The following is a 25920-nucleotide window of genomic DNA, read 5'->3' on the forward strand; positions in this document are numbered from 1 at the left end:
CTGTCGGTATTCGCAGTAGCTCAGCATCAAGCCCGACTGGCGGCGAGGTCCGGTTCGCCCGATTCCGCCACGATGAACGCTCGGGCCTCGTTGCGCAGCCTGACCGCTTCGGACCAGTCCGAGCTTCGGGGCTGGAGCGTGTCGCCCACCACGACATCCACCGTGCCGGGATGGGGCAGCCACTCTTTGCCGCGCAGCAACACGCGACTCCCCCGAATGGCCACCGGTACTACCGCTACCTGGGCCTTGGCGGCCGAGACGAAGGCGCCCATATGGAAGTCCTGTACCCCGGGCTCCGGTCGAAAGGTGCCTTCGGGAAAGAATGCCGGCGACCCGCCTTGCCGGGCGGTCTGAAGAACCTTTTCGGTGGTGTGGCTGGCCTCCCGGGTATTGTCGCGCTCGACGAACAGCACGCCCATGCGCTGGAGTACGAACCGGGTGAGAAACGGCTGACTGAGTTCGGCCTTGGCCAGATAGTGAAAGCCGTACGGGAACACGGCCGTCAGAATCAGCACGTCCAGGTAGCTGGCGTGATTGGCCACCAGCACGCAGGGCTCGCGGTGGGGAAAGCGGGCAAGGCCATGGGCCCGGGTACGAATGCCCGTCAATAGCGAGGCGCTGCGGGCAATAGAGTGGGCGGCTCGCCAGCGCCAGGCGAGCCGGGGCAAGGGCAGGGCGAGGAGGGCGACCAGCGCCATGGCGATAGCGAAGATGCTCCAGGCATAGCTGGCGTAGAGCCATTCGCTGACGCGGCGGGCACCATGGCGCCAGCGCTGAAGAGCTGAGCGTAGCGCCAGCCCGGTGACCTGTTGCCAGACGGGCGCCTGGCCCTTTTCCAACTTCCCGCTGCGATAGCGCTCTGCCGTGGCCCCGCGGCGAATCTTGCCGCTCGAGGTCTTCAGCACGCCATGGGGTGCAACCAAGCGTATGTCGTCGGGCGGGAGGTTGACGATATCCACCGTGACGCTGGCGATCTCGCGGGTGATGGCTTCACGCTGCGCCGCGTCGTCGACATGGGTCTCGGCCACCACGACCAGTTCCTCGATGCCGCTTTCGGCATTGGGATTGCCGAATATCGCCACGCAGCCCTTTCTGACTCCCTCGATAGCGCCGATGGCTTCCTCGAGATCGTAGGGATAGATGTTGCGCCCACTGCGAACCAGGACATCCTTTCGCCGGCCACTGAGGTGGATGTCGCCATCGGCGAGATAGCCCCTGTCCCCGGTGCGCAGCCACTCGTCATGGTATAGCTTGCGGCTCTCCTCGGCGTTGTTGAAGTAACCCTGGGTGGCGGAGGGACCGCGAAATTCGATGTCACCTTCATGTCGTTCAGGCAGCGCTTCCCCCTGTGGGCCGACGATACGAATCGAGTAGCCGGACAGGGGCGGGCCGCAGTTGACGAAAGTCTGGGCGGTTTCGGGATCCGGTTCCGGCCGGGCCTCCCCGGTGGTGGCGAAGACCTCGCGGTTGACGGCGTCGAGGACCACGCCGCGGCCGGGCGCGGCGACGCAGAGCCCGACGGCGGCTTCGGCCAGCCCGTATACCGGCATCAGGGCCTCCTGGCGCAGTCCGCAGGGAGCCAGCGACTCGGCAAAGCGTTCGAGGGTATGAGCGCTGACCGGCTCTGCGCCGTTGAAGGCGATGCGCCAACTGCTCAGGTCCAGCGCCTCCAGCTGTTCCGGGCGAGCTGCCCGCAGGCAGAGCTCGTAGCCGAAATTGGGCGACCCGGCGATCGAGCCCCGATGGCGCTGGATCAGCTCCAGCCAGCGTAGCGGATGCGACAGGAACGAGAGCGGCGACATCACCACCACAGGAATGGCGTAATAAAGGCTGGCGAGCCAGGCCGCGATCAGCCCCATGTCATGGTAGAGCGGCAGCCAGCTGACGAACACGTCCTCGGACGTGGCTTCCAGGCGTTTGCCCATGGCGCGGATATTGGCCAGCAGCTGCGCATGGGTGAGCATGACCCCCTTGGGGTCACCGGTACTGCCGGAGGTGTACTGCAGCAGCGCCAGGTTCGCGCCCTCCGGTGTCGCGGCCGCCGCGGTGTCCAGCCCGTCGCAGAGTTCCGCCACCGTCACGATGGCCTCGAGATGCGGTGCGTCTGCGCGCAGCAGGTGGGCGACACGTCGCGCCTCGGGAACGGTGACCAGGACCTCTGCCCCGGCGTTGGTCAGAATGCGGCCATGGCGCCGCAGGTGCTCCTCGAGCTGTGCCGGCCGTGCCGGCGGGTAGATCGGTACGGGCACCGCGCCGGCGCGGAGGATGCCCAGAAAGGCGATGAAGTAGTCCGGTGAGGTCGGCAGCATCAGAGCGACCCGGTCGCCGGTTTCGAGGCCCCGGGCCAGCAGCGCCGCGGCGATGTCTCGGCCGCCTCGGTTGAGTTCACCGTAGCTCAGTGTCCGAGGCTCGTCCCCATCGCCGTAGATGAACAGGTGTGGCCGTTCGGGATGGCGCTCAAGGTGCCAATCCATTGCTGCATTCAGCGTCTCGGTGCTTTCCGGCTCGCCCTCCACCGGCTCCAGCGGGGTGGTGGGAGTGGCTGTCGGTTCGTGCATCGTCTCCGCCGCTGGGTCGACGGTGGCATCCCCGTTGGTTGCCTTGCCCCGGGCTTTTTGCAGCGCATCCAGCAGCGCGGCAGGCGTCTCCGCCATCAGTGCCGCTTCGGGCAGCTTGACATCGAAGTCGTGCTCGATTCGCAGGAGCAGCTCGGATCGGGCCAGGCTATCCAGGCCGAGATCCCGGTCCAGGCGCGACTGCATTGCCGGCGCGCGTGGCGCAGTCCGGTTCGGCTGCAATTCGCGGGTCATCTCCTCGATGATGGCGAGCAGCCGCTGCGACGGCTCGGTGTCCGGCGTCTTGCGGTTGACGTGTTCTGTCATTCTGCACCTCGCGTCCTGCTCCCCGGCCGTCCTGTGCTGCTAGGGTAACTTCACTGTAGGCGTTAAGGCGCCGGGTTGTATGACGCACACACAGTCTGCTGCGCTTGCGTGGGTGGCCGAGGCTCCTAGGGGTTGGCAATCAATGGAGGGGAAGATCATGGAAACCACGCTGTCGTCGCTGCTGCAGATCGCCGGACTCGAACCGCAAGGGCAGCTCCGCCCCCTGGGCGGCGGCGATATTGCCGCCGTCTACTGGCTGGATACCCATCAGGGCCCTGTGGTGATCAAGCGTGACGACTCCGCCCGGCTGGCCGGCGAAGCCGATGGGTTGCGTGCCCTTCGCGAGGCGGGCACGTCGCTGGTGGTGCCCGAGGTGTTGGGTGTGGGCGAGGGTTGGCTGGTGATGGAAGCCCTCGAGCGTAAGTCGCCCTCTACGGCAAGTGCCGAGGCCCTGGGAGAGGGGCTTCGCCGGTTGCATGATCATACCGCTACCGAGCATGGCTGGCCGCGGGATAACGCCTGCGGCCGTACGCCTCAGCCCAATGCCTCTCTCGCCGATGGTCGGGAATTTCAGCGCGAGCGGCGCCTGTTGCCGCTGGCGGCGGGCTGTCATTCGCGCGGGCTGCTGGATGCCAACCTGCGTGAACGGATCGCGCGTATTGCCCATGGGCTGGAAGCGTGGCTGCCCGATGTGGCGGCGAGCCTGGTACATGGCGACCTCTGGTCCGGCAACGTCCTCTATACGCCGCGGGGGCCGGCGATCATCGACCCGGCGGTCTATCGCCACTATCCCGAAGTGGATCTGGCCATGCTGACGCTGTTCGGCTCGCCCCCTGACGCTTTCTTCGAGGCCTACTGGGATGCCTCGCCTCCCGACGACTGGCCGCGGCGCGAGGCGTTGTTTCAGCTCTACCCGCTACTCAACCACCTGTTGCTGTTTGGCGGGGGATATCGCAATGCGGTTGCCCGAGCCACGACCAGGGTCGAGTCGGGCAGTTGATAGGGCAGGCGACCCCCGTTGCACGCCTATACTGATATTTGTATCGGGCGGACGCACCGCCCGCAGGAATGTGAAGGATAGCGTCATGCACACGCTCGTCAGGTGGTTGTCGCCGCTACTGCTCCTGGTGCTGCCGATTGGCGTTTTCGCCGACCAGGAGTCGATGGCATCAGGTGACCAGGACGTCTACTGGCATCCCCCCTACCTGGTGATCGATGTGCCCCATCAGCCGCCGGTCTCGGTGGTGCTGCCCTGGCAGAAAGGCTACTGGCATCGGGCACCGTCGCCGCCCCACCCGCCGAGCCCGCCTGGCGTATTCCAGCGGCATGGGATGTGGCGGGACGATGTGGCCAGGCAGCGCCCCGACGGCGAGACGCGCCGGGAAGGCGCGCGCATCGAGTCGCATGCCGGCGGCACGATCACGCGTAGCCGCGGGCAAAGCGGCAGCCGCATCGAGACCCACCCGGGGGGCTCGGTAATCCGCAGCCGCCCCCGGGGTGAGTAACGCCGTCGCGGCTACGGGCTAGCGGGCCTTCAAGCGGTTTTTTTCCCGCCTCACCCAACTGAGCATGCGCTGCCACCAGGAGCTCTCGAGGCGCTGTGGCTGGAGCGGCAGTCGTTGCCGGTGGGGACGGGCGAGAAACTCGGCGATGGGGGCGACCTGGCTATCACGGTCGAGCATCGGGGCATGGCCGCAGCCAGGGACCTCCAGGGTGACCAGGCCGGGCTGCGCCTCGGCCATGCTCAGGACGCTGTCGGCGTCCAGCAGAGGCGATTCCGCGCCACGTATCACCATCAGCGGGCAGCGGATCGCCCGCCAGTCGGCCCAGCTGTTGCGGGGCGTGTCATAGATGAATTGTTCGCCGATTCGTGGATCGTAGTGGTAGGTCCAGCTGCCATCGGGCAGGCGTCGGGCGCTGCCCAGTGCCAGCCGGCGCCAGGCGTCGTCGCCCTCGATGCCGAAGCCGCCATAGTGGCTGCGCAGCTCCGTCTCCAACTGGCTGAAAGTGGCGAAGCGATGCGGCCTGCCGAAATAGAGGGCCAGCTGCGTCAGGCCGTCGGTATTCAGCTCGGGCCCTACGTCGTTGAGCACCAGGCGTTCGATGCGATGGGCGCTGTCGGCCTCGGCGGCCAGCAGCATTCCCAGCAGCCCACCCATGGACGTACCTACCCAAGGCACTTGCTCCAGCTCGAAGTGATCCAGCACGGCCAACGCCACTTTCTTGTAGCGGTGATAGAGGTAGTCCTGGGCCGGAATGGGCGACCAGCTCGAGAGACCGCGCCCGGGGGTGTCCGGGGCCAGGACCCGCCACTCCGGGCCAAGCGCGCGGGCGAAGCCGTCGAAATCGCCTCCATGGCGTGCCAAGCCATGCCAGGCGACCACGGTTTTCGGTGCGTCGGGGTGCCAGAAGCGTACCGCTACTTCCTGCCCTCGCAGCGGAACCAGTTCCAGTGCATCCATGTCAGTCTCCGTGAAAGCGGCTATGCTGCTATGCAGCATAGCTCGTTTTCCCTTTGCTTGTCTCGTTGATGGGGTCATCACCAAGCAACGGGATACGGGAGACCTTGTGCAAGGCTAGTATACATACACGCTTGTAGCTATAATCCGTCGCACGCTAATAACCCGCCATGCGACCCCCTGCTGTTGGGCGTGTTGCCCCTGACGAACCACGATATGCAGCGGAGACTCTATATGCTTCTGTCACCCCCGGGAGGGCGGCTTCCCGTGAAATGGATTCTGGCGCTTGGTCTGCTGGCTACTTTGCTGGCTGGCTGTGAGCAGGACGAGAACGGCGGTGGCGCTGCCATGGGAGGCGGAGAACGTCCCCCTCCCCAGGTCAGTGTGCTGGGGGTCGAGCCGCGCTCGGTCGATGTGGTCGAGGAGTATGCCGCCCGAGTGCGTGGCTCCCGAGAGGTGGAGGTGCGTGCGCGGGTGCAGGGTATCCTCGAAGAGCGTCTTTATACCGAGGGTCAGGTGGTGGAGGAGGGCGAGCCGCTGTTTCATATCGACAGCGAGCCCTACGAGATCGAGCTCCAGCGGGCACAGGCTGAACGGGCCAACGCCCAGGCCGAATTGAACCAGGCCCAGCGCGAGTGGCAGCGGATCTCGACGCTCTACAACCAGAATGCGGTCAGCGAGCGAGAGCGAGATACGGCGCTGTCGGCTCGCGAACTGGCCGAGGCACGCTTCGCGCTCACCGAGACCGGGGTGGCAAATGCCGAGCTGAATCTCGACTACACCGAGGTGAGGGCCCCCCTGGCCGGAATGACCGGACTCGAGAGCTTCCCGGAAGGGAGCCTGATCGAGCGGGGCACGCTGTTGACTACCGTGACCCAGCAGGACCCCATCCATGTACGCTTCTCGCTGCCCGAGGGCGACGCCGCCCTGCAGCGCACCGCTCGCCGGGCCATGGCCGCCAATGGTGAAGCGCATCAGAGAGAGGCGCTATTGATCCTGCCGGATGGCAGCGAGTATGGCGAGACCGGTATTGTCGATTTCACCGCCAGCACCATCGACCCCCGCACCGGTAGCGTCTCGGCCCGGGCCGTGTTTCCCAATGCCGACGGCGACGTCGTGCCCGGGCAGTTCGTGCGTATCAAGCTTAAGGCCCAGACTCTTGACGATGTTTTCCTGATTCCTCAGGAGGCGGTGGGCCAGGGCCCGGAGGGGGCGCGTGTCTTCGTGGTGGTCGATGATGTCGCCGAATCTCGCACCGTCGAGCTGGGCCCCGTTGTCGACAGCCGCCAGGTGGTGCTGGCGGGGCTCGAGTCGGGCGATCGCCTCGTGGTCAACGGCCAGGTTGCCCTGCAGAACGGCATGCCGGTCCAGGCCAGTGAGGTCGAGAGCCACGAAGCGGCCCTGGAGGAAGCGGCGAACGCCAAGGCTTCCGCCGCCGAGACTTCTGACGCCGAACTTGAGCCTGACGACGCCGAGGCCGATGTTCAGGCCGACGAGGAGGGATGATGTTAAGGCTATTCATCGACCGACCGATCTTTGCCTCGGTCATCTCGCTGGTCATCGTGCTTGCCGGCCTCGCCGCCCTGCGGGCATTGCCGATAGAGCAGTATCCCGACGTGGTGCCGCCCCAGGTGGTGGTGCAGGCCCAGTATCCCGGTGCCAGCGCCGAGGTGATTGCCGAGGCGGTGGCTGCGCCGCTGGAGCAGGAGATCAACGGCGTCGACAACATGCTCTACATGGAGTCGAGCGCCACCGATGCCGGCAGCTTGCAGATCACCGTGTCCTTCGAGATGGGCACCGATCCCGACCAGGCGGCGATCAACGTCAACAACCGGGTGCAGGCCGCAACGGCCCGGCTGCCCCAGCAGGTGCGTAACCAGGGGGTTCGTGTCGAGGCACGCTCCACCAACCTGCTGATGGTGCCGGTGATGTATTCACCGGATGGCAGCCAGGATCCGCTGTTCATCTCCAACTACGCACTGCTCAACGTGCTCGACGAGCTGGTACGGATCCCGGGCGTGGGCGACGCTTCGCTGTTCGGCGCCCAGGACTACTCGATGCGCATCTGGCTCTCTCCGGACAAGCTCGCCCAGTACGACCTGACGCCTTCCGAGGTGGCCGGCGCCATTCGCGAGCAGAACGCCCAGTTCGCCGCCGGCCGGCTGGGGGCAGAGCCATCGCCCGAGGACCAGGCCTTCACCTTCACGGTGACGACGCGCGGCCAGCTCTCCGATCCGGAGGAGTTCGAGCGCATCATCCTGCGCGCCGATGAACAGGGTGGCACCCTGCGCCTTGGTGACGTGGCCCGTGCCGAGCTGGGTGCCCAGAACTATGCCTTTACCGCCACCTACAATGGGCAGGCGGCGGTGCCCATGGGCGTCTACCTGCAGCCGGGGGCCAATGCCCTGGAGACCGCCACTGCGGTGCGCGAGGCGCTGGACGCTGTGGCCGATCGTTTCCCCGAGGGTGTCGAATATACCGTGCCCTACGACACCACCGAGTTCGTCGAGATCTCCATACGCGAGGTGTTCATCACCCTGCTGATGGCGGTGGGGCTGGTGGTACTGGTCACCTTCCTGTTCCTGCAGCACCTGCGGGCCACCTTGATCCCCGTGGTCGCCATTCCGGTGTCGCTGATCGGTACCTTCGCCGGCATGTTGGCACTGGGCTTCTCGGTCAATCTGCTGACCCTGTTCGGCCTGGTCCTGGCCATCGGCATCGTGGTGGACAATGCCATCATCGTGCTGGAAAACGTCGATCGCCTGATCAACGAGCAGGGCATGCGCGCCCGTGAGGCCTCCATCGAGACCATGAAGCAGGTAGCCGGTGCGGTGGTGTCATCGACGCTGGTCCTGGTGGCGGTGTTTGCACCGGTCACGTTCCTTGGTGGCCTGACCGGTGAACTCTATCGCCAGTTTGCGGTGACCATCGCCATCTCGGTGGTGGTATCCGGCGTCGTGGCGCTGACATTGACGCCTGCCATGTGTGCCATGCTGCTCGACAAGCAGTCGCACACGGTGGCCAAGCCGTTCCAATGGTTCAATGCCGGCTTCGACCGCTTGACCCGTGGCTTCAGCTGGCTCGTTGCCAAACTGCTACGCCATGCAGTGATCGGCATACTGCTGTTCATCGGCGTGCTCGCCCTGACGCTGTTTTCACTGACCCGCCTGCCGCCGGGCCTGGTGCCCCAGGAGGATCAGGGCGTGGCGCTGGTGGTCTATCAACTGCCGGCCGTCTCGGCGCTGGGCCGCACGGAGGCGGTGCGTGACCGGGTATCGGCCATGCTCACCGACATGGACGAAGTCGATGAGTTCACCAGCTTTGCAGGCTTCGACATCATCGCCGGCTCACTGCGCAGCAATACCGGGGTGGGCTTCGCCAACCTGGCGGACTGGGATGACCGCCGCGGGCCGGGGCAGGACGCGCAATCGCTCACCGGGCGTATCATGGGCATGGGGGCCGGCATTTCGGAAGCCAATGTGTTCGCCTTCACCCCGCCGCCGATCATGGGACTGTCGCTGACCGGGGGCGTGGAGGGCTACCTGCAGGTTCGCGGTGATGCCACGCCCCAGGAGATCCAGGCGATGGCTGGCGAGCTGGCTGCAGCCGCCAACGAGCGGCCTGAGCTTGCCAATGCGCGTACCACCCTGGACACCAGCATTCCCCGCTTCACCGCCGAGGTGGACCGCGAGAAGGCACGGGCAGTGGGCGTGCCGATCAACCAGATCTTCGAGACCATGCAGAGTACCTTCGGCGCCCTCTATGTCAACGACTTCACCCTGGCCGGGCGTAACTGGCAGGTGAACCTGCAGTCGGAAGGCGAGTTCCGCAGCAAGCCGGAGGACCTCAACAAGGTCTTCGTGCGCTCGGAGTATGGCGAGATGCTGCCGCTGAGTTCGCTGGTCACCCTCGAGCGCGCGCCGGGGCCGGATATCATCAACCGTTTCAACGTCTATGCGGCCGCCAAGTTCATGGCCGATGCCGCACCCGGCTATACCACCGGCCAGGCCAAGGCGGCCATGGACGAGGTGGCGGCCCAGGTACTCACCGATGCCAACACACAGCTCGGCTGGATCGGTGAAGCCTTCCAGCTCGACGACGCGGCTGGCGCCGGCGGGTTGGCCTTTGGTCTTGGCATGATCATGGTTCTGCTGATCCTGGCAGCCCAGTACGAGCGGCTGACCCTGCCGCTGGCGGTGGTGACGGCGGTACCCTTCGGGGTGCTGGGGGGGGCGCTGGCGGCAATGCTGCGAGGCTTCCCCAACGACATCTACTTCCAGGTCGGCCTGCTGGTGCTGATCGGCCTTGCTGCCAAGAACGCCATCCTGATCGTCGAGTTCGCCGCCCAAAACCGGCGTGCCGGGATGAGCTCGTCCGATGCGGCCCTGGCCGCGGCCCAGCAGCGCTTCCGCGCGATCCTGATGACGGCGCTGACCTTCATCATCGGCTCGCTGCCACTGGTCTTCGCCACCGGGGCGGGTGCCGCCAGCCGGCAGGAAATCGGCACCGTGGTGGTGGGTGGCATGCTGATGGCAAGCTCCCTGGCCCTGATCTTCGTGCCGCTGGCCTACAAGCTGTTGGAGGACCTGGCCACCTGGCGGCGCGATCGCAAGGCGGACCGTCAAGGAGAGGAGCCGACCCATGCGTAACCGTTCACTGCGTCGCACCGGTCGCCTGCCGGCGCTGGCCCTGACCACGGCGCTGCTGGCCGGCTGTGCCATAGGGCCCGACTATCGGGCGCCCGAGTTGGTGCTGCCCGACGAGTGGCCCGAGCATGTAATGCTCTCCGCCGAGGCGCGCCAGGAGTGGCAGAGCTGGTGGACCCGCTTCGAGGACCCGTCCTTGGACAGGCTGGTCGAGCGGGCGGTCGACGACAATCTGGATATCCGCCTGCAGCTGGCGCGCATCGAGGAGGCGCGGGCGCGCCTGGGCCTGGCCCGTGCCGAACAGCTGCCCTCGGTGGGCGCCCAGGCCGAGGCATCGCGGGAGCGCACACCCGGCACGGCCTCGCCGCTGGGGCAGAGTACTACCGGCAACCTGTTTTCGCTGGCCGGCGTGCTCAACTATGAGCTCGATCTCTGGGGCCGACTGGACCGCGAGCGGGAGGCCTCCGAGGCCCTGCTTGAACAGAGCGAGTTTGCCCGTGATGCGGTGCGCCTGAACGTGATTGCCGATGTCGTGGCCACCTACTTCGACCTGCGCAATGCCGAGCGGCAATTAAGGATCACTGAGGAAACGGTGGCCTCCCGCGAGGAGACCTACCGGATCGAGCAGATTCGCTTCGACTCCGGCGAGACCGGTGAGCTGGCCCTGCGTCAGGCACAGTCGGAGCTGGAAACCACGCGGGCGCAGCTGCCTGGCCAGAAGCAGCGGGTCAGGATGCTGGAGGGTGCGCTGGCCATCCTGGTGGGAATGAGTCCGGCGGAACTGATGGACGAGCTCGATTTCGGATACACCCAGCTGGCGGATATCGTGCTGCCCGACAGCGTTCCCGCCGTACTGCCTTCCAGCCTGCTGCAGCGTCGGCCGGATATCCGCTCCGCCGAAGCGGGGCTGATAGCGGCCAATGCCTCCATCGGCGTGGCGGAGGCGAGCCGCCTGCCCACCCTCAACCTGGGTGGCTTCCTGGGAACGGCGGCGGGTGACGGCAGCGACCTGTTCACCACCGCCGCCCAGACCTGGGGGCTCTCCGCCACGGTCATGGGGCCGCTGTTCGATTTCGGGCGCTCCCGCTCCCGGGTCGACACCGCCGAAGCGCTGGCCGCCCAAGCCGAGGTTCAGTACCGTGCCACCGTCAATCAGGCGTTCAACGAGGTTCGCAATGCCCTGGTCATCTTCGAGACCAGTGGCGAGCGCATCGAGGCGACACAGGCCCAGGTGGAGGCACTGGCGCGCACCCTGGAGCTGGCGGAAGTGCGCTATCGGGAAGGCTTTGTCGGCTTCATCGAGCTGCTCGATGCCCAGCGGGCACTGCTCTCGGCGGAGTTGGCGCTGTCGGAGGCGATGCGCGACCGCCTGACCGCCACCGCCACGCTGTTCAAGGCGCTGGGTGGCGGCTGGGAGGCCGACGCCTGAGAGACCGCCCAGGTGTGAACGACAACGGGCTGGACCCCTTGAGGATCCGGCCCGTTGTCGTTGTGGTGCCGCTAAGCCTCAAGGCTCGCGCGCGAGCAGTTTCAGCAGCGTATCGACCATTTCCGTGCCGCGCTCGCGGATCGAGAAGTGCTCGTGGTTGCGCAGCCAGTCGTGAAAAAGCCCACCCAGGCTCGATTGCAGCAGTCTCGCTGCCAGTTCGGGCGTGATGTCGGAGCGCAGCAGCCGATGCTCGCAGGCGACCGTGAAGTATTCGATGAGCGCCCCGCAGGATTCCTCGGCGATCTCGTTCTGCATGGCCAGGGGATCGATTTCGCCGAACACTTCGCAGTGGTGGATCAGGATGGCGTGGACCCGTCGATAGCGGGGCTGTTCGAGGCGCGCCAAGCCCTGAAGGCAGGCCAAGCGAATCGCTTCCAGCGGCGCATCGACGAGGGCCGGGTCGTCGATTTCTTCGACCAGTTCCTGAAAGGGCATGCGAACCCGATCGAGCATGGCGCGGAACAGGTCGGCCTTGTTGCGGAAATGCCAATACACCGCGCCGCGGGTCATGCCTGCCTGGCGCGCAATCTGCTCCAGTGAGGTACGAGCAACGCCACGCTCGAGGAAGATATCCTCGGCGGCATCGAGCAGGGCTTCACGGGTGGCAGCGGCTTCCGCCTTGGTGCGTCGGGCCATGGTAGGCTGCATCTCTCCTCGGGCGTGACGTGGCGCTATTCTACCTGAGCGATCCCCTTTTTACATGCAACTCTGTATGGATATGTATTGGGATCCGCGCTCGTCATTTTGTTGCCATCGCGGTATAAGTGAGTGAACACTGTTCTGTTACAGGAAGCCGCTGCATGGCTCGTGCCCCCTTCGAACTCGCCGGCGTCAAGGTGATGCCGGGAAACCGAATCCAGATCGATGTGCCGGTGGCACGCCTCTACACCCATGCACCGTTGCACATTCCTGTGGAAGTGGTTCACGGGCGTCAGCAGGGGCCGGTATTGCTGGTTTGTGGTGGGATTCACGGCGACGAGATCAACGGCGTCGAGATCGTTCGCCGGCTGTTACGCTCGAAACAGATCCAGGGGCTGCGCGGTACCCTGGTGGCCGTGCCGATCGTCAATGTGTTCGGCTTCATGCAGCACACGCGCTACCTGCCGGACCGCCGAGATCTCAACCGCTGCTTTCCCGGCAGCGAGTCGGGCTCGCTGGGGGGGCGTGTGGCGGCTCTGTTTCGCGAGCAGATCGTCGACCACGCCACCCATATCATCGACCTGCACACCGGGGCCATTCACCGCACCAACCTGCCGCAGATTCGCGCCCAACTCAGCCCCGGCAGCGAGACAGAACGCATGGCCAACGCCTTCGGCGCTCCGGTGATTCTTAACGCCGAGCTGCGTGAAGGCAGCCTGCGGCACTACGCGCAGAACCGTGGTATTCCCGTACTAACCTATGAGGCCGGCGAGGCGCTACGTTTCGACGAGTGGGCGATCACTCCGGGGGTGCGCGGCGTGCTGCGGGTCATGCGCCGGCTGGGCATGCTCACCGGCGAGCATCGGCGCCGACTGCCGCCCGCGGCGGAGCTGGCCAATGGCTCGAGCTGGGCTCGGGCACCCATCGATGGCATCCTGCGTCCCAAGGTTCGCCTCGGGGCTCGGGTAGCGAAGGGCGAGGTGCTGGGCAAGGTGGCCGATCCCTTCGGTAACGCCGAAGAGGCCGTTACCTCCATGGCCGACGGCATCGTCATCGGCATGAGCCGGCTGCCGCTGGCCAACGAGGGCGAAGCGCTGTTCCACATCGCCCGTTTCGATGAAATCGAAGAGGCCGAGAGCGCCGTGGAGGGCTTCCAATCCAGCCTGGAGCCGCCTCCGGATTCGCTCTTTTGAGCCTCAGGCCGTCTCGGTCTCGGTCAACGGTGTCGTCTCCGGCACCAGGCTGAGCGCGTCGTCGAAGACCCTCAGGCAGGCGCCGTCCAGGTGGCCGTTCTCGGATAGGTGGCGACGGAAGCGGCGCCCGCCCGGCCGGCCCTGGAACAAGCCCAGCAGGTGGCGGGTGATGTGGTTGAGCTTGGCCCCCTCGTCGAGGCGCCGGGCAATGTAGGGGCGAAAGGCACGGGCGGCGGCATGGCGGCTGGTTGCCGGGCCCGCCACGCCATAGAACGCCTCGTCCACGCCGGCCAGCAGCCATGGGTTCTGGTAGGCCTCGCGGCCGACCATCACGCTGTCGACCTGGGCGAGCTGCTCGCGGCACTCCTCCAGCGTCTTGATACCGCCGTTGATGCCGATATGCAGCTCCGGCCGACCCGCCTTGAGCCGATGCACCCGCAGGTAGTTGAGCGGCGGCACGTCACGGTTCTGCTTGGGCGAGAGCCCCTGCAGCCACGCCTTGCGCGCGTGCACGATGAACACCTCGCAGCCGGCGTCCGCCACCTGGGCGATGAAGCGCTCCAGGTCGGCATCCTCGTCCTGGTCATCGATACCGATGCGGCATTTCACCGTCACCGGGATCGACACCGCCTCGCGCATGGCGCGCACCGCTGATGCCACCTTCTCCGGATACGCCATCAGGCAGGCGCCGATCAGGTTGTTCTGCACCCGGTCGCTGGGGCAACCCACGTTGAGGTTGACCTCGTCGTAGCCCCATTCCTCGGCAATGGCCGCACACTCGGCCAGCTCGCCGGCATCGCTGCCGCCCAGCTGCAGCGCCAGCGGATGCTCCACTTCGTCGAAACCGAGGAAGCGCTCCCGCGGGCTGCCGTGGAGGATGGCGCCGGTGGTCACCATCTCGGTGTACAGCAGTGCGCGCCGGGTCAGCGTGCGCACGAAGGCTCTCTGGTCCCGGGTAGTCCAGTCCATCATGGGGGCAACTGCGAACCGGCGAGCCTCTGAAATAGGGAGCTTTGATGTCATATCAAGCGCTTACCGTGGTCTGCATACTGTATATTCATACCGTTAAATCCTGTCAGATACCGCTTAAAACCGCCCTTGCTGTACCATCATTGCACCAAAGTGCGGGCGTGGCCCGTTTCCGGCTTAGGGGTGGTACATCATGGCGACTTTTCAGAAGCGCGGGACCCGGTGGCGGGCCATTGTACGCAAGAAAGGGCACCCAGCACAGAGTAAGACATTCAGCACGAAGGCGCGTGCCCAAGCGTGGGCACGGGAGGTTGAGGGGCTGCTCGAGGATACGGCGGCGGGCCTGGCGCGAAGCCCCACCCTTGGAGAGATTCTTGATCGACACTTGGCACACCTGGACCTTACTTCCAGCCGCGGGCGCAAGAACAAATCAGCTGACAGGACGCTGCGCAACGGGCTTGGCGCCGAAACCCTGGTGTCAGCGCTAGACTTCGAAACCCTTAAGACATTCTGCCGTACTCGTATCCAGGTGGATGGCGTGAAGCCTTCGACGACGATGACCGACATCATGCACCTTTCGGGTGCGATCACGACCAGCATCGTCGAAGAAGCCTTGCCGGAGAAAGCGCGGGTGAATATGTCGGTGTGGCGAATTGGTTTGAAGCGGGCGGGCCTGATTGGCTCGCCAGATAATCGAGACAGGCGGCCGACCGCTGAAGAGCTCGAGGCGATCCTGGTGCACACCAAGCACAATCGAGCCCTTCGTCGGATCCGCTACCATGACCTGGTCCGCTTCGCGGTGGCCTCCTGCATGCGGCTCGACGAGATCTGCAGCTTGCGTTGGTCCGATGTCGACCTGGAGACGGGCACCGTGATCATCCGGCTGCGCAAGCACCCGACCCAGAAGACTGACCAGAAGGTGCCGCTAATGGGTGAGAGCCAGGCAATCATCGAGCGGCAACCCCGCGTTCATGAGCGTGTTTTCCCGTACGGCTCGGATTCTGTCGGCAATGGGTTTCGACGAATTTGCCAGTATCTCGAGATCGAGGACCTGCACTTTCATGACCTTCGACATGAGGGCATCAGCCGGCTGTTCGAACGTGGCTACCAGATCCAGGAGGTGTCCATGGTTTCTGGACATCGTGACTGGGGTAGCCTGCGTCGTTACGTGAACCTGAAAGCCGGCGACTTGGCAAAGAAGGATCGGGACCTAGAGCGCTAGGCCGCGCTCTCGCGGTGCTGGTCGATGTACTTGGCGGCATCGGCAATATGGACCATTGGTTGCCGGGCGGTGCGAGTCAACGGCACCGGGAACGTTCCGGCGGCGATGCGGTTTCGAGCGGTCTGAAGCTCGACGCCCATGATGTCCTTGGCGAAGACGTCCAAGGGAATCAACGCCTTTTCATAGACAGCCAGTAGCATGAATTCAGTTTTCATTGGTTTCCCCTGTTCTTCGCCCGCCAGGCGTTGAAGCGGTTACGGATCTGGCGAAAGGTACGCTCTGCTTCAAAGCGGTGATCGAGGTCTGCGCGGCTGTCGACCCCGCATGCTGCACAGAGCCAGTCCCTGGCGTCCTGCTCGTTATGGGTGCCATCGGGTAGGGCGCTTTCCGTCATGCCCAGCTTGTGCCGGCGGCGCCTGTCCAGGTAGAGCCGGAACGCCGGATCCTGGCAGAGCATGGCGGCCTGGCGGGCGACGGCGCCGCCCTTCGGTTGCTGGTCGTTCATGCTGCTACCTCTTTACCTTCAGGCCGGCGCGAATGCGACCGGCGGTGAAGGCGTCTACAGCCGGGCACTCGGGTGCGTGGTACTGGCCCGGTTCCGAACCGCATGCGTTGCAGACCTGGCTGCGCTCTAGATGCTTGCAGCGGTTGTGGCAGTTGAGGGCGTTGGCAGTGGCCTGCAGGACAGCCAGCTTGGCGGCGTCGAGCTGCTCCTGCAGGTAGGCAATCTCCTGGCCTTCCTCGGCTTCTATCTGCTCGAGGGTGTCGCGCAGCTCCTTCGCTTCCCGGCGGGTTACGCGGTTCTGCCGGCTTTGATCTTCGAAATGGTGCAGGTTCTTAATGGCCTGGTCGCGCTGCGTCTTCAGCTCGGCGCGCACGCCGAGCAGCTCGCGGGCGAGGCTGTAGGCGGTGCGACCGGCGGCCAGCTGGGTGGCCGCGTCGTGGATATCGACTTTGTTCACAGTCTCTCTCCTGGTCCTTTCGATCAACGGCGCTGGGCGGCGCGGCGTTCGCGGATGCCTTGGCATTCGATGCAAGTGATTGCCCAGGGCGCGGCCTGGCGGCGAGCGGCTGGGATCTCGCCGCCACAGTCGTCGCACTCGGTTGCAGCGAGATCGAGGCCGACCCAGCGTGGCCGGTTGGCCAGCGCGCCCTCGAGGCGGCGTTCCATGATCTCGGTGGCGATGTCGGCGTTATCGGCCATGGTTCAGGTCCTCGTTCGGGATGGCGGGCAGGTAGACGACGCGGCAGCCCTTGCGCCAGTCGTTGAGCCACACCAGCCAGGCCACGGCGCTGCGTACCGGGCGACCGGCGCGGCGCGATACGAATTGCTGGACGGCGCGGCCCTGGGTGGTGGCGGGGCTGTAGGGATCGACGCGGCCGGCAGGGTCGCGCACAGGTAGAGGCGGTTATTCACGGCTCAGCTCCTGGGCCTTCTGGCCCAGCCGGTAGCCGCACCGGCTGTTGGCGATCGCGCGACGCAGATCGCCCTCTGACTCGAAAGCCACGACCATGGCGAACTGATGTTCCACCGCGCCTTGGTTGGGGGTGAGCACCGCGAGGGTGCCGGCATCCTGCAGGACGCCGCGGGGCTGGTGGCTGGTCATACGTTGGCGCATGTTTTTCTCCTTTTTCATCAACACAGCTCGGGTGGGTAGAACTCTTCCGGCTCAAACGGCGGTGCTTCGATGTAGATGCCGCGTTCGGCAAGGACTCGCCGGGCCGTGGCGTCGTGCTGAATCAGCCGTTTTGCTGCCGCCTGGGCGGCTCGAGTCTCAAAATCGACGTCATCCATTTCGGCGCGAACCTCTTCACTGCTGCGCCACTCTTCAAAACGCCGGATCTGGGCCGCCAATACCTCGGCGTCCGGGCTTTCTGGGAAGGGATTGCGGGGCGTCAGGTCGACGCCCGTACAGTTAGTGACACAAGTCCAAGGGGCCGCGGCTTCGCCGCGTCCCGGGGTGCTCGCCGCTGGGGTGCGGTCTTTTGAACGCACCTCCCAGCTGTACAAGCGGGTGAGGTATTCGGCATCAACCCCGTAACGGCCCTTCACCACCAACCCCTTGGTCACCTGCACCGGGTCGCCGTAGCGGCCCAGCACGTCGATACCCTGGCGGATCTCGCCGGTGCCGTGGCTGATGCCGTCGCCGGCCGGGTCCTGGGCCATCAGGCGCCAGGGCTTGACCGGCTGATCCTTGCGCTTGGTGCAGGGGCCGCCCATGAGTCGAAGGAAAATCGCCCACTCGCCGGCGTTGGCGGCGCGGCGGATGGCATGGAAGCGTTCGGCGGCGGTGGGCTCGGGGCGCGTGCACGCTTCCCACTCCTGCAGCTGGTGCTCTTGCTTCTCGGTGAGGCGGCGAACTTCACGCCAGACCGTGACCGAGGGAAGGCCCAGAAACTGGAACTGGCGGATGCCCCAGGTGGCGGCCCATGCCTCGATGCGTGGTGCTACTTCAGTGAGAGAGCGCTCGTAAAGGTCCTTATCGTCTCCCTCGATACCGGTGCGGGTGAACTGCTCGCCATTGATGTTCTTGCTGATGTACTTGGCCACGTAGCCGGCAGCAGTTCCCTTGTTGTAGTCGATCTCCTCGACATCGAACCGGGCCGTCGTCTTGTTGCCACGACGGTCGTAGAGCTCTTCCGGCGATTCGGCTTCGGCATACTCTTGCAACACTTCGGTGACACGGGCCTGGTGCTCGGGGACCATCCAGACGAGCAGGTGCCAATGTGGCGTGCCGTCGTGGTGGGGCTCGACCACTCGGATGCCGTAGATGGCCAGGCCATCGCGGGCCAACTTGGCGCGTGCCCGGGCCCAAACCTGCTGTAGGTACTGCTGAGCCTCACGCGGTGTGCTGCCGTCGTATTTACGGTTTCGACGGCAGTGGTATTGGTATCGCTTGCGCTTGGCGTTCCAGTACTTATTGGCATTAACCGGATGGAAGCGGCTTGGCGCGGTCACGGTGTAGAACACACCGACATGGCCCAGGCGGCGTGCTTCTACCTCGGTATCACGGATGCGCAGCATCAGCTCTGCCCGGCGGTGATCGGGGTTGGCCAGGCCCAGCTCTGCCAACTCGGCGAGTGTGTAGGTCTGGCCTTCCTGGTTGATTGCCTCGAGGGTTTCGAGCAAGGCGTGGTTCCGGTGCTTCTGGCTTCGCCGACGCTCGACGGTCATGTCGCTGCAGTAGATACCGGCCTGGGCGTGCACGCGGCGGGCTTCGCGCTGGATCTGCTCGAGGCGGCGGCCCGACAGGCGGCGCAGCTTGCGGCGCCACCACAGCGAGCAGCTCAGCCGGCCGAGCTGGCTGGCAATGGAACCGGTTCGGGCAGGCGGCTCGATGCCATGCACGGCGGCCCGGGAGCGGGCCTTGCGCAGGGCGAGGGCGTCGGCAACGGCGATGCTCATCACCGGGGCGCGCTGCCAGCGGAACACGGCTATCAGCGGGATACCGCCCGGGGGCGGGCTCAGCGGATTGCGTGACTTGGCGACTACTTCGGCCAGGTGGCGGGCCTGGGCTGAGGCGGTATCGCCCTTGATGGGCGGCAGTTCCAGCGGTGGTGGCAGCAGGCCCAGGCGTAGCCGGCGGTTATGCTCGGCAATGCTGCCGATCAGGCGGGCGCGCTCGTTCTCGACGGCGGTGGCGTGGGCCGTGGCGTAGTCGATCAGGGCCTCGTCGTCCTGGGTGCAGTTGAACCCGCCGATAACCAGGGACCGCTCGACGTAGGCGAGCCATTCGCTGGCGGCCTGGATGCCCTCGATGGTGGTATTGCCGCGGTTGCGGATGGCGGCCACGGCCTTTTTCAGGTCGGCCGCGATGGGGGCGAAGCGGTTATAGATGCGCTGGGGATCGACCAGGCCTTCGGCGTTTCGCTTCAGCCAGCGGTTGCCGGCGGCATTGCCGTAGCGCTTGGCGACGTGCACGAAGCCGGCGGCGAGATCCTCGGCCCAGACGGTGACGCCATCGAAAAACGCCTGACGCCAGCGGTGGCATTCAGGTGTGCCGAACTGCAGGGATACCGAGAGCCTCGTCATCAGAGCGTTCCTGGGGCCGTGGCTTGCTGCTCGGGGGCGTCCTGCAGGATGCCCTCGATCTGAAGCAGCACCATGCCCAGCTTGTGGGCTTCGTCTTCCAGCAGCTGGGCGTATTCGGTCTTGCCGTCATGCCTCATCTTCGCGGCCAGCTCGTCCAGCTCGATGCGACCTTCCCAGAGCGCGTTCATCGTTTTCTGTTGGGTAACCATTACGCGACCCCTCTTTCGATCAGGCCGAGCCAGTGCAGGGCGGCCTTGGTGTTGCCCTCGGCGATGGCCTGGCGGGCGTGGGCGGCGAGTTCGCGGCTTGGGTGGGGCTTGTCGCCTTCCAGGCGGTCGCGAAGGCGGGCGGCGTATTGGCTCATGCGGTGCACGGCGGCGCGGATGCTGTCGCGGTTGAACTTGGGCATCTGCTCCAGGGCGGTGAGGCATTCACGCGGGTCGATCTTGGCGCTGGCGAGCAGGGCCTTACGCTCGCCGGTGGCCAGTTCTGACCAGAGGGCCGCCAGGTCGCGGTCTGCACAGCGGTCGTGCAGCTCGGCGCGGAGGGCGCCCCAGTCGCCGCGGTCGGGTTGGACGGCGGGCGGCTGGTGAGTTGTCGGCAGTTGATGGACTTGGGCTGACATGGGCACCCCCTGGCGTGGCTGTTGGGTTGTGGCGAGTGGTACGGCGGTTCAGTGCTCGAGGACGACGGGGCGACGTGTCTCGCGGTCGACGACGACGGCGCGACCTTCGGTACGGGCCTGCTCGAGCAGGCGCACCAGATCGGTGACGGTGAACACGGCGGGGCGGCCGCCCTCGGTGCGCAGTACCACGACGCTGGAGGTCGAGGCGTTGATGTCGATACGGGCCACCTGGTTGGTGCTCTCGATATCGGCATAGGCCTGAATGGCGGCCAGCTCGGCGGCGGCCTCGGGCATGTCGTGATTGACGACGAGGAACTCGATGCAGTTGGCCAGGGCGTTGACGCGGTTCTCCCAGCGGTCGCGGAATAGCTGGGCGGTGGCCAGGTTGTAGGCGTCGAGCTGGGGGGCGTGGGCGCTGCGGTTACGCAGTTGAGTGACGATTCCCATGGTGGTGGTTCTCCTGATGTTGGGTTAGCTGTGCTGGGCGGTGAGTTGCTCGAGTAGCACGCGGCGGCTGGCAGGCTCGATGGGGATACGAACGGCGGCGTTGGGCTTACGGCTGGGCGCCGTGGTGGTGGCGAACTCGATATGCAGCTTCCCGGCCCAGCCACAGTCGGGATTGATGCACTGGGCATAGACTTCGTAGAACACCGGCGCCGGGCGCTTGCTGGTACGGGTAATGGCGCGATCGGCGCAGTGTGGGCAGCTGATTTTCACCGGCCTCTGCCTCCTGAATTGTTGATGGTGTAAAGCGCTCGGCCTCGGCCGGTGAGCCCCGCGGCGCCCTTGCGCAGGCGGCGGCGGAGTAACCACTCGGCGGCCTGTTCACGGCTCTCCAAGCCTTGCTGCTGGCAGATCTCGTCGAGCTTGGCTGTCGTGTGCTCATCGAGTTCGAGGGATTGCTCCGGCATGGGGGGCCTCGTTTTGCACGGTGGAAAGACGGTGTATGTACGGCTTCTTTCAGGAGTCCCGAGCGGGCATCGTGGAAACCGAGGCCACCGGATCGAGGCCCAGCGTTTCCTGGGCTTCCTTCATCATCATCTGGCGCATGACCTCGGCCTTTGAGACGCCCAGGTAGTTGGCCAGCGCGGTGATGATGGCGTCCTCGTACTCGTCCAGATAAACGGTGGCCTTGTTAGTGCGAACACGTTTGGGGTCCTGGTACATGGCAAATGTCCTTCAGCAGTGGTCAGGCAACGGTTCAGCTAGCAGCCAGGGTGTCGTCTTCGTACCCCTGGATACCGCGAAGCATGAGCATGCGCAGGGTGGCCGAGAGGCTACGCATCTCGGTCTGGGCGATGGCTTCAAGTTGCTTGCGTTCCTGGGGGGTGATCTGGGTCATCACCTGTTTGCTGCAGCCGTTGGGGCTGCGCGAATAAGTGGTGCCAGGGTTACGAATGGTTTCCATGGTGCTCATGGGTTAGGCTTCCTTTGTGGAGTTCTAAGCATCAAAAAAGAGCAAGGAGTTCAGGGATGTCTGAGTCGAAAACGCATGATCCGGTTAATCTTCCTGATCACGCGGCACACGAGGCTGTGTTGGAGCTGTGCCGCGCCGGGGCCTTCGGCTTCGGCCCCGAGGCGCAGGCTATGGGTGCAGCCGACGGCGAAGCGCTGGGCAAGTCGGTCAGTGCGGCGCATCAGGCGATTGCCGATTACTATCGAACTCTGCGGCAGCGCTGAGCACGAACAGGCCATCGCGCAGAGCAGTGGCGATCTCGACGGCACGCTGCTGAAGTGCTTCGCCGCTGATGCCCTGTTTGGCCAGGTCGGTCATGGACTCGACCAGGGCCTGACGAGCCATCAGGTGATCGCGAGGATCGAGGACGTTTGCGCTATAAGGACCTGTTTGTGTCGGTTTGGGCTGATTCATGTGGCGATCCCTTAACGTATGAGGTGCCTAGATGGCTGATAAAGAAGACTTCGCGGTGCCAGTGCTGGTGGATGTGCCATTCACGCTGGAGTACGACGAAGCGACCGGCCTGGCTCACCTGACGGGCCCGATGATTGAGCAGCAGGGCGTGCCAATAGGGTTTCGGGTGACCTTGACGCCGGCAGCACAACTAAAGCTTCGGGAAGCGCTTGAGCATGTGGAGCGCGAAGCCGCCATGCCGCCATCAGCTCATCGAAGAGCGGATCGCCTGCAGTGACGGCAAAGCACGGTGTTTGCTGAAGGCTGGGCCTGGTCATGGTTGGCTCCTTCGTTTCCTTGTGCACGTTTGTGCATTTGTGGGTAAACATAATGCGCAAACGTGCGCATGTCAAAGGCTTGAGGTATTGAAGTGCGCTCATGTGACCGTTTAAAAGCAGAGAGACTAAGACTTTCTCTTTCTCAAGAAGAGCTTGCGAAGCTTGGGCGTGTGTCCAGACGTGCACAGGCCAGCTATGAAAGTGGTGAAAGAAGCCCCAGAGGGGAATATCTTGAGTCCATTGCTCTGGGAGGCGTGGACGTGGGCTACGTGCTGACCGGCCAACATAGTGCCGAGCCGAGCGTTTCCGCCCAGCGCGTTGCCGATGGCGCGCCAGTGGCAGCGACCTACGGCCCTGGGCCGGGGCTTGCCGAGGTCAAGCTCTACGATGTGGAGGGTGCGGCGGGCGCGGGCCGGTCCCTCGAGGGCGAGAGGGTCGAGGGCGTGATCCATTTCCCGGAGGCGGAGCTGGCCGCCCTGGGCGTATCTGCCGAGCGGGTAGCCGGCGTGAAGGTGCGCGGCGATTCGATGGAAAGCACCTTGGCCGATGGCGATTGGGTGCTGGTCGACCTAGGCAGCCGCGATATCCGGCAGGAAGGGGTATTTCTGCTGACCGTGAGCGGCGAGCGACGCATCAAGCGGGTGCAGCGCCTGGCCGGTGGCGCGCTGTTCCTGATCAGTGATAACGAGCACTACCAGCCCGAGATGATCACGCCGCAGCAGATGGGGGAGGTGGAGATTCTGGGGCGGTGTGAGGTGCGGATTGGCAGGATTTCGTAGCAGATTACTGTACCGGTGACAACCATTAAACGCAATTTAAGAAAAAGAACGCAGACAGTTTTATTTGTTCTGGGGCTCTGTTGAATGATCGATTTTATTGTTGCTTTAATTCCATTGATCGTTGCCATTATCACGGTAATTTTTCTTAGTCGTCAAATTTGGCTTTACTTATTAAAGGACGTTATATCAGAAAAAATCACTGAGATACAGGCTACTAAAAAACGTGTAAGAAGCTTGGCTTCATCAAGCTTAATTGATTTTAAAGATGAGATTGATAAGAGCGGGTTGGAGCTAGTTCAGCAGGCTGACTTGGATGCTGTAAAATCCAGTTTTTCAGAGATATATGATGTATCGCTACATTCTTCCAAGCCGCTTGCAACAGTAGCATTTCTTGCTAGGTTTACTTTTTCCAATATTCATTTTGAAGATATAGAAACGTTTGATAATATGACGGAAGAAGGTGGTAGCTGGTCATTAGGATTGTTGCGAAGGGATTACTACAAAAAAGCCGCTTCTGCTTTGGCTTTGATAGAATCAAAGGCAATCCGCTCGATTGAAATGCCTAAAGGCATATCTGTATCAAACTCCATTTATCTTCCCTCTAGATTTCAAAAATTTTTTTCTGGTGAAGGGGTTAAGTATATCAAGGGGATGGAGCAAGGGGCTGAAATACGCACAGCGGACGTGAATATTGCAGAGTTTTTCTTCCATGTTGTTGGATATTCTTCATCTGAGATTGAAACTATTTTTTCGTGCAGATTTTTCCAGATCATGAGAGAGAATTGGCTGTTCATACCTTACCTGGTTGAAAATCAAGTCTACTGCCCTTTAGAGTTTGAGTTTCCCAGTTCGAGTAATGTTTCTAGAAAAGTACATTTGGTCGCGTTGGGTTTCCACAGAGCCCTTATTGGAGAGGGGTGTTATATAAAAATTGTTTTCTGTAATTTGAGTTTAAACATGAGGTTCTTTCAAGGCATCAATGAAGAGGTTGTAAAAGGCCGGCTGGAAGAGGTTCTTGGCTCTAAGCCAAATAAGGTTGCATTTCATAATCGGCTTGAGGCTTTTGAAGTTGAGTACGATGCTTCTGTGCTGACGAATTTGTATTATCAAAATAGGTATAAAATGGTGAGCAGCTATCTTGTAAGTGATAATAATCTCTCTTTTGCTAAGCGTTTGAAGGTTTTTTCAGGGTTGTTGGTTAGGAAAAAGGCGAAAGACAAAGACTTGCCTTGATTAGTTAGACTGATAGTTTGCTTCTTGGATGATTAGTAATCCTTAATTGAGTTCATGTTATGTGCGGCCGCTTCGCTTCTTTCAACGCCTACCCCAAGCTAGCCCGGCGGGTAGGCGTTGTAGTGGCCGAGGAAGGGCCACCCCCTCGCTACAACATCCCGCCGGGCACTTGGATCACCGGGTTTCGGCAGGTCGCTCATGATGCGCCACCCGAGCAGCTCGAGCTGTGGTGGGGCTACCGGCCGAAGTGGGCCAAGGGCAAAGCCGCACAGCCGATCAATGCCCGGGCCGAGACGGTGGCCACCAGCGGCTATTTCAAGCACGCCTTCGCGCGACAGCGCTGCCTTATTCCTGCCGATGGCTGGTTCGAGTGGTTGGCCACCGATACCGGCAAGCAACCGCACTATATTACCCGCACCGACCGCGAGCCGATGGCTTTCGCAGGGATCTACGCCGAGCGCGAGGATGGCAGCCTGGGCTGCGCGATACTGACCGAGCCGGCCCGCGGCAGCGCTGTCGAGGTTCATGACCGCATGCCGCTGATCCTGGACGACGCCAGCCTTGAGCCGTGGCTCGATCCTGACCTTACGGACCGCGAGACGATCCGCCAGGTAGTGAGTCACCTGGACGCGGGGCTGATTGAGCATTGGCCGGTGGGCCGCGCGGTGAACCGGCCTGGGAATGAGGATGATGCAGGGTTGATCAATTCAGCATAGCATCCAGCTTAATGTTTATTCGCCATCGCCGATATAGATCAAGCATTCACACGGAATGCTTACTGACCAAGGAGAAAGCAATGAAATTTCTGGAGTCTTTTCAATTTGTTAACAAAAAATTCTCGTTCGCATGTGAGAATTGCGGGGATAACTGTGGCGGCTTTTGTGACGATTGTGGGCTGACCAAATGCCGGTGTATGTGCTGAGAGAGCTCGGCTCCTAACGGTGTTGCCTCGGCTTGTGGCCGAGGCTCCCATACTCTTTCCCGATGATAACAATCGTTCCTCTCTGTGATCCCTATACAGTGAATTCATGTATCACTGAGCGCACCACGCCCCACACCTGGCACTCGAGATCATTCAGCGGAATCGGCACGTAGCGTGGGTTGCCCGAACAGAGAAATGGTTGCCCTTCACGCATCTCGTAGCGCTTCACGGTGATCTCGCCTTCCACCATGGCCACCAGAATGTGGCCGGGACGAGGATCGATTGAGCGATCCACCAGCAGCAGGTCGCCTTCATGGATGCCAAGGCGATCCATGCTGTCGCCTGTCACCGTCATAAAGAACGTGGCCGATGGTTTCTTGACCAAGCGCTCGTTGAGGTCGAGCGTGCGGCCTTCGTAATCCTGAGCAGGTGAAGGGAAGCCGGAAATGCCTGCACGCCCCAGGGCCAGAGGGTACGGTAGCTCAAGGGATGGTGGGGCTGGGTGTGCAGCAATGATCGCGTCATGTGGCATGGCTGGGTCTCCTCTCGAAAGCTGGTTCTTTATACAGTATTCTCGGCTCAGATGGCCACAGGCAAACGCTAATGGAGCTCAGGCCGCTCAACTAAAAGAACGAGTCGATA

Annotated in this window: 30 protein-coding genes and 1 pseudogene; 12 read left to right on the forward strand and 19 right to left on the reverse strand. The window is 63.4% G+C overall.

Annotated elements, in window-relative coordinates:
• Positions 1 to 26: 26 nt before the first annotated feature.
• The gene (locus tag DU505_RS08740; protein ID WP_114478616.1) at positions 27 to 2882 is read right to left on the reverse strand and encodes an AMP-binding protein; all 2856 of its coding nucleotides are present in this window, start codon (positions 2880 to 2882) and stop codon (positions 27 to 29) included.
• Positions 2883 to 3039: 157 nt separating this feature from the next.
• On the opposite strand from DU505_RS08740, the gene DU505_RS08745 reads away from it, so the two are divergent.
• Positions 3040 to 3882 (forward strand): fructosamine kinase family protein, encoded by an 843-nt coding sequence (locus DU505_RS08745; protein ID WP_114478617.1) that lies wholly within the window; start codon positions 3040 to 3042, stop codon positions 3880 to 3882.
• 85 nt (positions 3883 to 3967) lie between these two features.
• The gene (locus DU505_RS08750) at positions 3968 to 4387 is read left to right on the forward strand and encodes a hypothetical protein (RefSeq protein WP_114478618.1); all 420 of its coding nucleotides are present in this window, start codon (positions 3968 to 3970) and stop codon (positions 4385 to 4387) included.
• A gap of 18 nt (positions 4388 to 4405) precedes the next feature.
• On the opposite strand, the gene DU505_RS08755 is transcribed toward DU505_RS08750, so the two are convergent.
• On the reverse strand, positions 4406 to 5344 hold the full coding sequence (locus DU505_RS08755; RefSeq protein WP_114478813.1) for an alpha/beta fold hydrolase: 939 nt from the start codon (positions 5342 to 5344) through the stop codon (positions 4406 to 4408).
• A 264-nt stretch (positions 5345 to 5608) separates the two neighbouring features.
• Between DU505_RS08755 and DU505_RS08760 the strand changes: the two genes are divergently transcribed.
• Genes DU505_RS08760 through DU505_RS08770 form a run of 3 tightly spaced genes read left to right on the forward strand, consistent with a single transcriptional unit; the run spans position 5609 to position 11416 of the window.
• Positions 5609 to 6847 (forward strand): efflux RND transporter periplasmic adaptor subunit, encoded by a 1239-nt coding sequence (locus tag DU505_RS08760; RefSeq protein ID WP_245947851.1) that lies wholly within the window; start codon positions 5609 to 5611, stop codon positions 6845 to 6847.
• Positions 6847 to 9990, forward strand: a complete 3144-nt coding sequence (locus DU505_RS08765; protein ID WP_114478620.1) for an efflux RND transporter permease subunit — start codon at positions 6847 to 6849, stop codon at positions 9988 to 9990. Before DU505_RS08760 ends, DU505_RS08765 begins: the two co-directional genes overlap by 1 nt.
• Positions 9983 to 11416, forward strand: coding sequence for an efflux transporter outer membrane subunit (locus DU505_RS08770; protein WP_114478621.1), 1434 nt, complete (start codon positions 9983 to 9985; stop codon positions 11414 to 11416). Before DU505_RS08765 ends, DU505_RS08770 begins: the two co-directional genes overlap by 8 nt.
• Positions 11417 to 11494: 78 nt before the next feature.
• On the opposite strand, the gene DU505_RS08775 is transcribed toward DU505_RS08770, so the two are convergent.
• On the reverse strand, positions 11495 to 12112 hold the full coding sequence (locus DU505_RS08775) for a TetR family transcriptional regulator (RefSeq protein WP_114478814.1): 618 nt from the start codon (positions 12110 to 12112) through the stop codon (positions 11495 to 11497).
• A 164-nt stretch (positions 12113 to 12276) separates the two neighbouring features.
• On the opposite strand from DU505_RS08775, the gene DU505_RS08780 reads away from it, so the two are divergent.
• The gene (locus DU505_RS08780) at positions 12277 to 13308 is read left to right on the forward strand and encodes a succinylglutamate desuccinylase/aspartoacylase family protein (protein WP_114478622.1); all 1032 of its coding nucleotides are present in this window, start codon (positions 12277 to 12279) and stop codon (positions 13306 to 13308) included.
• 3 nt (positions 13309 to 13311) lie between these two features.
• Here the strand turns inward: DU505_RS08780 and dusA are convergent, their stop codons facing one another.
• The gene (dusA, locus tag DU505_RS08785; protein ID WP_114478623.1) at positions 13312 to 14331 is read right to left on the reverse strand and encodes a tRNA dihydrouridine(20/20a) synthase DusA; all 1020 of its coding nucleotides are present in this window, start codon (positions 14329 to 14331) and stop codon (positions 13312 to 13314) included.
• A 139-nt stretch (positions 14332 to 14470) separates the two neighbouring features.
• Here dusA and DU505_RS08790 point away from each other — a divergent pair, with 139 nt between their 5' ends.
• Positions 14471 to 15499, forward strand: a complete 1029-nt coding sequence (locus DU505_RS08790; protein WP_114478624.1) for a site-specific integrase — start codon at positions 14471 to 14473, stop codon at positions 15497 to 15499.
• Here DU505_RS08790 and DU505_RS08795 read toward each other — a convergent pair.
• The 14 genes from DU505_RS08795 to DU505_RS22290 all read right to left on the reverse strand — a co-directional run bounded on the left by DU505_RS08795 (position 15496) and on the right by DU505_RS22290 (position 22027).
• Positions 15496 to 15714, reverse strand: a complete 219-nt coding sequence (locus DU505_RS08795; RefSeq protein ID WP_114478625.1) for a pyocin activator PrtN family protein — start codon at positions 15712 to 15714, stop codon at positions 15496 to 15498. The two genes, DU505_RS08790 and DU505_RS08795, sit on opposite strands and share 4 nt — an antisense overlap.
• Positions 15711 to 16004, reverse strand: a complete 294-nt coding sequence (locus tag DU505_RS08800; RefSeq protein WP_114478626.1) for a hypothetical protein — start codon at positions 16002 to 16004, stop codon at positions 15711 to 15713. Before DU505_RS08800 ends, DU505_RS08795 begins: the two co-directional genes overlap by 4 nt.
• Positions 16005 to 16008: 4 nt before the next feature.
• On the reverse strand, positions 16009 to 16461 hold the full coding sequence (locus tag DU505_RS08805) for a hypothetical protein (RefSeq protein WP_114478627.1): 453 nt from the start codon (positions 16459 to 16461) through the stop codon (positions 16009 to 16011).
• 23 nt (positions 16462 to 16484) lie between these two features.
• Positions 16485 to 16703 carry a TraR/DksA C4-type zinc finger protein gene (locus tag DU505_RS08810; RefSeq protein WP_114478628.1) on the reverse strand — a complete coding sequence of 73 codons (219 nt, stop codon included), beginning with the start codon at positions 16701 to 16703 and terminating at the stop codon, positions 16485 to 16487.
• A gap of 205 nt (positions 16704 to 16908) precedes the next feature.
• Entirely contained in the window at positions 16909 to 17118 is a 210-nt protein-coding gene (locus DU505_RS08820) for a hypothetical protein (protein ID WP_114478630.1), read from the reverse strand.
• A gap of 17 nt (positions 17119 to 17135) precedes the next feature.
• A complete protein-coding gene (locus tag DU505_RS08825; RefSeq protein ID WP_114478631.1) occupies positions 17136 to 19532 on the reverse strand; it encodes a replication endonuclease in 2397 nt (798 codons plus the stop codon).
• Complete coding sequence (locus DU505_RS08830) at positions 19532 to 19720, reverse strand: hypothetical protein (RefSeq protein ID WP_114478632.1); 189 nt, start codon at positions 19718 to 19720, stop codon at positions 19532 to 19534. Before DU505_RS08830 ends, DU505_RS08825 begins: the two co-directional genes overlap by 1 nt.
• Before the next feature lie 20 nt (positions 19721 to 19740).
• Positions 19741 to 20157, reverse strand: a complete 417-nt coding sequence (locus DU505_RS08835) for a hypothetical protein (protein WP_114478633.1) — start codon at positions 20155 to 20157, stop codon at positions 19741 to 19743.
• 48 nt (positions 20158 to 20205) lie between these two features.
• On the reverse strand, positions 20206 to 20604 hold the full coding sequence (locus DU505_RS08840; RefSeq protein WP_114478634.1) for a hypothetical protein: 399 nt from the start codon (positions 20602 to 20604) through the stop codon (positions 20206 to 20208).
• Between the two features lie 24 nt (positions 20605 to 20628).
• Positions 20629 to 20874 (reverse strand): ogr/Delta-like zinc finger family protein, encoded by a 246-nt coding sequence (locus DU505_RS08845; protein ID WP_181872777.1) that lies wholly within the window; start codon positions 20872 to 20874, stop codon positions 20629 to 20631.
• Positions 20871 to 21068, reverse strand: coding sequence for a hypothetical protein (locus tag DU505_RS08850; RefSeq protein WP_114478636.1), 198 nt, complete (start codon positions 21066 to 21068; stop codon positions 20871 to 20873). Before DU505_RS08850 ends, DU505_RS08845 begins: the two co-directional genes overlap by 4 nt.
• A 49-nt stretch (positions 21069 to 21117) precedes the next feature.
• Positions 21118 to 21324 (reverse strand): ribbon-helix-helix protein, CopG family, encoded by a 207-nt coding sequence (locus tag DU505_RS08855; protein ID WP_114478637.1) that lies wholly within the window; start codon positions 21322 to 21324, stop codon positions 21118 to 21120.
• A gap of 34 nt (positions 21325 to 21358) precedes the next feature.
• Complete coding sequence (locus DU505_RS08860) at positions 21359 to 21574, reverse strand: hypothetical protein (protein WP_114478638.1); 216 nt, start codon at positions 21572 to 21574, stop codon at positions 21359 to 21361.
• A 207-nt stretch (positions 21575 to 21781) separates the two neighbouring features.
• On the reverse strand, positions 21782 to 22027 hold the full coding sequence (locus DU505_RS22290) for a hypothetical protein (RefSeq protein WP_147273056.1): 246 nt from the start codon (positions 22025 to 22027) through the stop codon (positions 21782 to 21784).
• A gap of 31 nt (positions 22028 to 22058) precedes the next feature.
• Here DU505_RS22290 and DU505_RS08865 point away from each other — a divergent pair, with 31 nt between their 5' ends.
• From DU505_RS08865 to DU505_RS08875, 5 genes and pseudogenes are all read left to right on the forward strand, one after another.
• Positions 22059 to 22304, forward strand: coding sequence for a hypothetical protein (locus DU505_RS08865; RefSeq protein WP_114478639.1), 246 nt, complete (start codon positions 22059 to 22061; stop codon positions 22302 to 22304).
• Positions 22305 to 22436: 132 nt separating this feature from the next.
• Positions 22437 to 22577: pseudogene (locus tag DU505_RS23080) on the forward strand (helix-turn-helix domain-containing protein); the annotation flags it as partial.
• 27 nt (positions 22578 to 22604) lie between these two features.
• The gene (locus DU505_RS08870; RefSeq protein WP_147273057.1) at positions 22605 to 23123 is read left to right on the forward strand and encodes a S24 family peptidase; all 519 of its coding nucleotides are present in this window, start codon (positions 22605 to 22607) and stop codon (positions 23121 to 23123) included.
• Between the two features lie 84 nt (positions 23124 to 23207).
• Complete coding sequence (locus tag DU505_RS22300; RefSeq protein ID WP_147273058.1) at positions 23208 to 24356, forward strand: hypothetical protein; 1149 nt, start codon at positions 23208 to 23210, stop codon at positions 24354 to 24356.
• Positions 24357 to 24415: 59 nt separating this feature from the next.
• Positions 24416 to 25072, forward strand: coding sequence for an SOS response-associated peptidase (locus DU505_RS08875; RefSeq protein WP_114478641.1), 657 nt, complete (start codon positions 24416 to 24418; stop codon positions 25070 to 25072).
• 297 nt (positions 25073 to 25369) lie between these two features.
• Here the strand turns inward: DU505_RS08875 and DU505_RS08880 are convergent, their stop codons facing one another.
• Positions 25370 to 25810: a LexA family protein gene (locus DU505_RS08880; protein ID WP_114478642.1), complete on the reverse strand. Its 441-nt coding sequence runs from the start codon at positions 25808 to 25810 to the stop codon at positions 25370 to 25372.
• Positions 25811 to 25920 lie beyond the last annotated feature (110 nt).

This window comes from Billgrantia montanilacus (assembly GCF_003336675.1).
Lineage (GTDB): Bacteria > Pseudomonadota > Gammaproteobacteria > Pseudomonadales > Halomonadaceae > Halomonas > Halomonas montanilacus.

Bases quoted from the DNA above. Each gene is read 5' to 3' on its own strand.
- DU505_RS08740 (WP_114478616.1), bottom strand. From the start codon at position 2,882: ATGACAGAACACGTCAACCGCAAGACGCCGGACACCGAGCCGTCGCAG.
- DU505_RS08745 (WP_114478617.1), top strand. From the start codon at position 3,040: ATGGAAACCACGCTGTCGTCGCTGCTGCAGATCGCCGGACTCGAACCG.
- DU505_RS08750 (WP_114478618.1), top strand. From the start codon at position 3,968: ATGCACACGCTCGTCAGGTGGTTGTCGCCGCTACTGCTCCTGGTGCTG.
- DU505_RS08755 (WP_114478813.1), bottom strand. From the start codon at position 5,344: ATGGATGCACTGGAACTGGTTCCGCTGCGAGGGCAGGAAGTAGCGGTA.
- DU505_RS08765 (WP_114478620.1), top strand. From the start codon at position 6,847: ATGTTAAGGCTATTCATCGACCGACCGATCTTTGCCTCGGTCATCTCG.
- DU505_RS08770 (WP_114478621.1), top strand. From the start codon at position 9,983: ATGCGTAACCGTTCACTGCGTCGCACCGGTCGCCTGCCGGCGCTGGCC.
- DU505_RS08775 (WP_114478814.1), bottom strand. From the start codon at position 12,112: ATGGCCCGACGCACCAAGGCGGAAGCCGCTGCCACCCGTGAAGCCCTG.
- DU505_RS08780 (WP_114478622.1), top strand. From the start codon at position 12,277: ATGGCTCGTGCCCCCTTCGAACTCGCCGGCGTCAAGGTGATGCCGGGA.
- dusA (WP_114478623.1), bottom strand. From the start codon at position 14,331: ATGACATCAAAGCTCCCTATTTCAGAGGCTCGCCGGTTCGCAGTTGCC.
- DU505_RS08790 (WP_114478624.1), top strand. From the start codon at position 14,471: ATGGCGACTTTTCAGAAGCGCGGGACCCGGTGGCGGGCCATTGTACGC.
- DU505_RS08795 (WP_114478625.1), bottom strand. From the start codon at position 15,714: ATGAAAACTGAATTCATGCTACTGGCTGTCTATGAAAAGGCGTTGATT.
- DU505_RS08800 (WP_114478626.1), bottom strand. From the start codon at position 16,004: ATGAACGACCAGCAACCGAAGGGCGGCGCCGTCGCCCGCCAGGCCGCC.
- DU505_RS08810 (WP_114478628.1), bottom strand. From the start codon at position 16,703: ATGGCCGATAACGCCGACATCGCCACCGAGATCATGGAACGCCGCCTC.
- DU505_RS08820 (WP_114478630.1), bottom strand. From the start codon at position 17,118: ATGCGCCAACGTATGACCAGCCACCAGCCCCGCGGCGTCCTGCAGGAT.
- DU505_RS08825 (WP_114478631.1), bottom strand. From the start codon at position 19,532: ATGACGAGGCTCTCGGTATCCCTGCAGTTCGGCACACCTGAATGCCAC.
- DU505_RS08830 (WP_114478632.1), bottom strand. From the start codon at position 19,720: ATGAACGCGCTCTGGGAAGGTCGCATCGAGCTGGACGAGCTGGCCGCG.
- DU505_RS08835 (WP_114478633.1), bottom strand. From the start codon at position 20,157: ATGTCAGCCCAAGTCCATCAACTGCCGACAACTCACCAGCCGCCCGCC.
- DU505_RS08840 (WP_114478634.1), bottom strand. From the start codon at position 20,604: ATGGGAATCGTCACTCAACTGCGTAACCGCAGCGCCCACGCCCCCCAG.
- DU505_RS08850 (WP_114478636.1), bottom strand. From the start codon at position 21,068: ATGCCGGAGCAATCCCTCGAACTCGATGAGCACACGACAGCCAAGCTC.
- DU505_RS08855 (WP_114478637.1), bottom strand. From the start codon at position 21,324: ATGTACCAGGACCCCAAACGTGTTCGCACTAACAAGGCCACCGTTTAT.
- DU505_RS08860 (WP_114478638.1), bottom strand. From the start codon at position 21,574: ATGAGCACCATGGAAACCATTCGTAACCCTGGCACCACTTATTCGCGC.
- DU505_RS22290 (WP_147273056.1), bottom strand. From the start codon at position 22,027: ATGAATCAGCCCAAACCGACACAAACAGGTCCTTATAGCGCAAACGTC.
- DU505_RS08865 (WP_114478639.1), top strand. From the start codon at position 22,059: ATGGCTGATAAAGAAGACTTCGCGGTGCCAGTGCTGGTGGATGTGCCA.
- DU505_RS22300 (WP_147273058.1), top strand. From the start codon at position 23,208: ATGATCGATTTTATTGTTGCTTTAATTCCATTGATCGTTGCCATTATC.
- DU505_RS08875 (WP_114478641.1), top strand. From the start codon at position 24,416: ATGTGCGGCCGCTTCGCTTCTTTCAACGCCTACCCCAAGCTAGCCCGG.
- DU505_RS08880 (WP_114478642.1), bottom strand. From the start codon at position 25,810: ATGCCACATGACGCGATCATTGCTGCACACCCAGCCCCACCATCCCTT.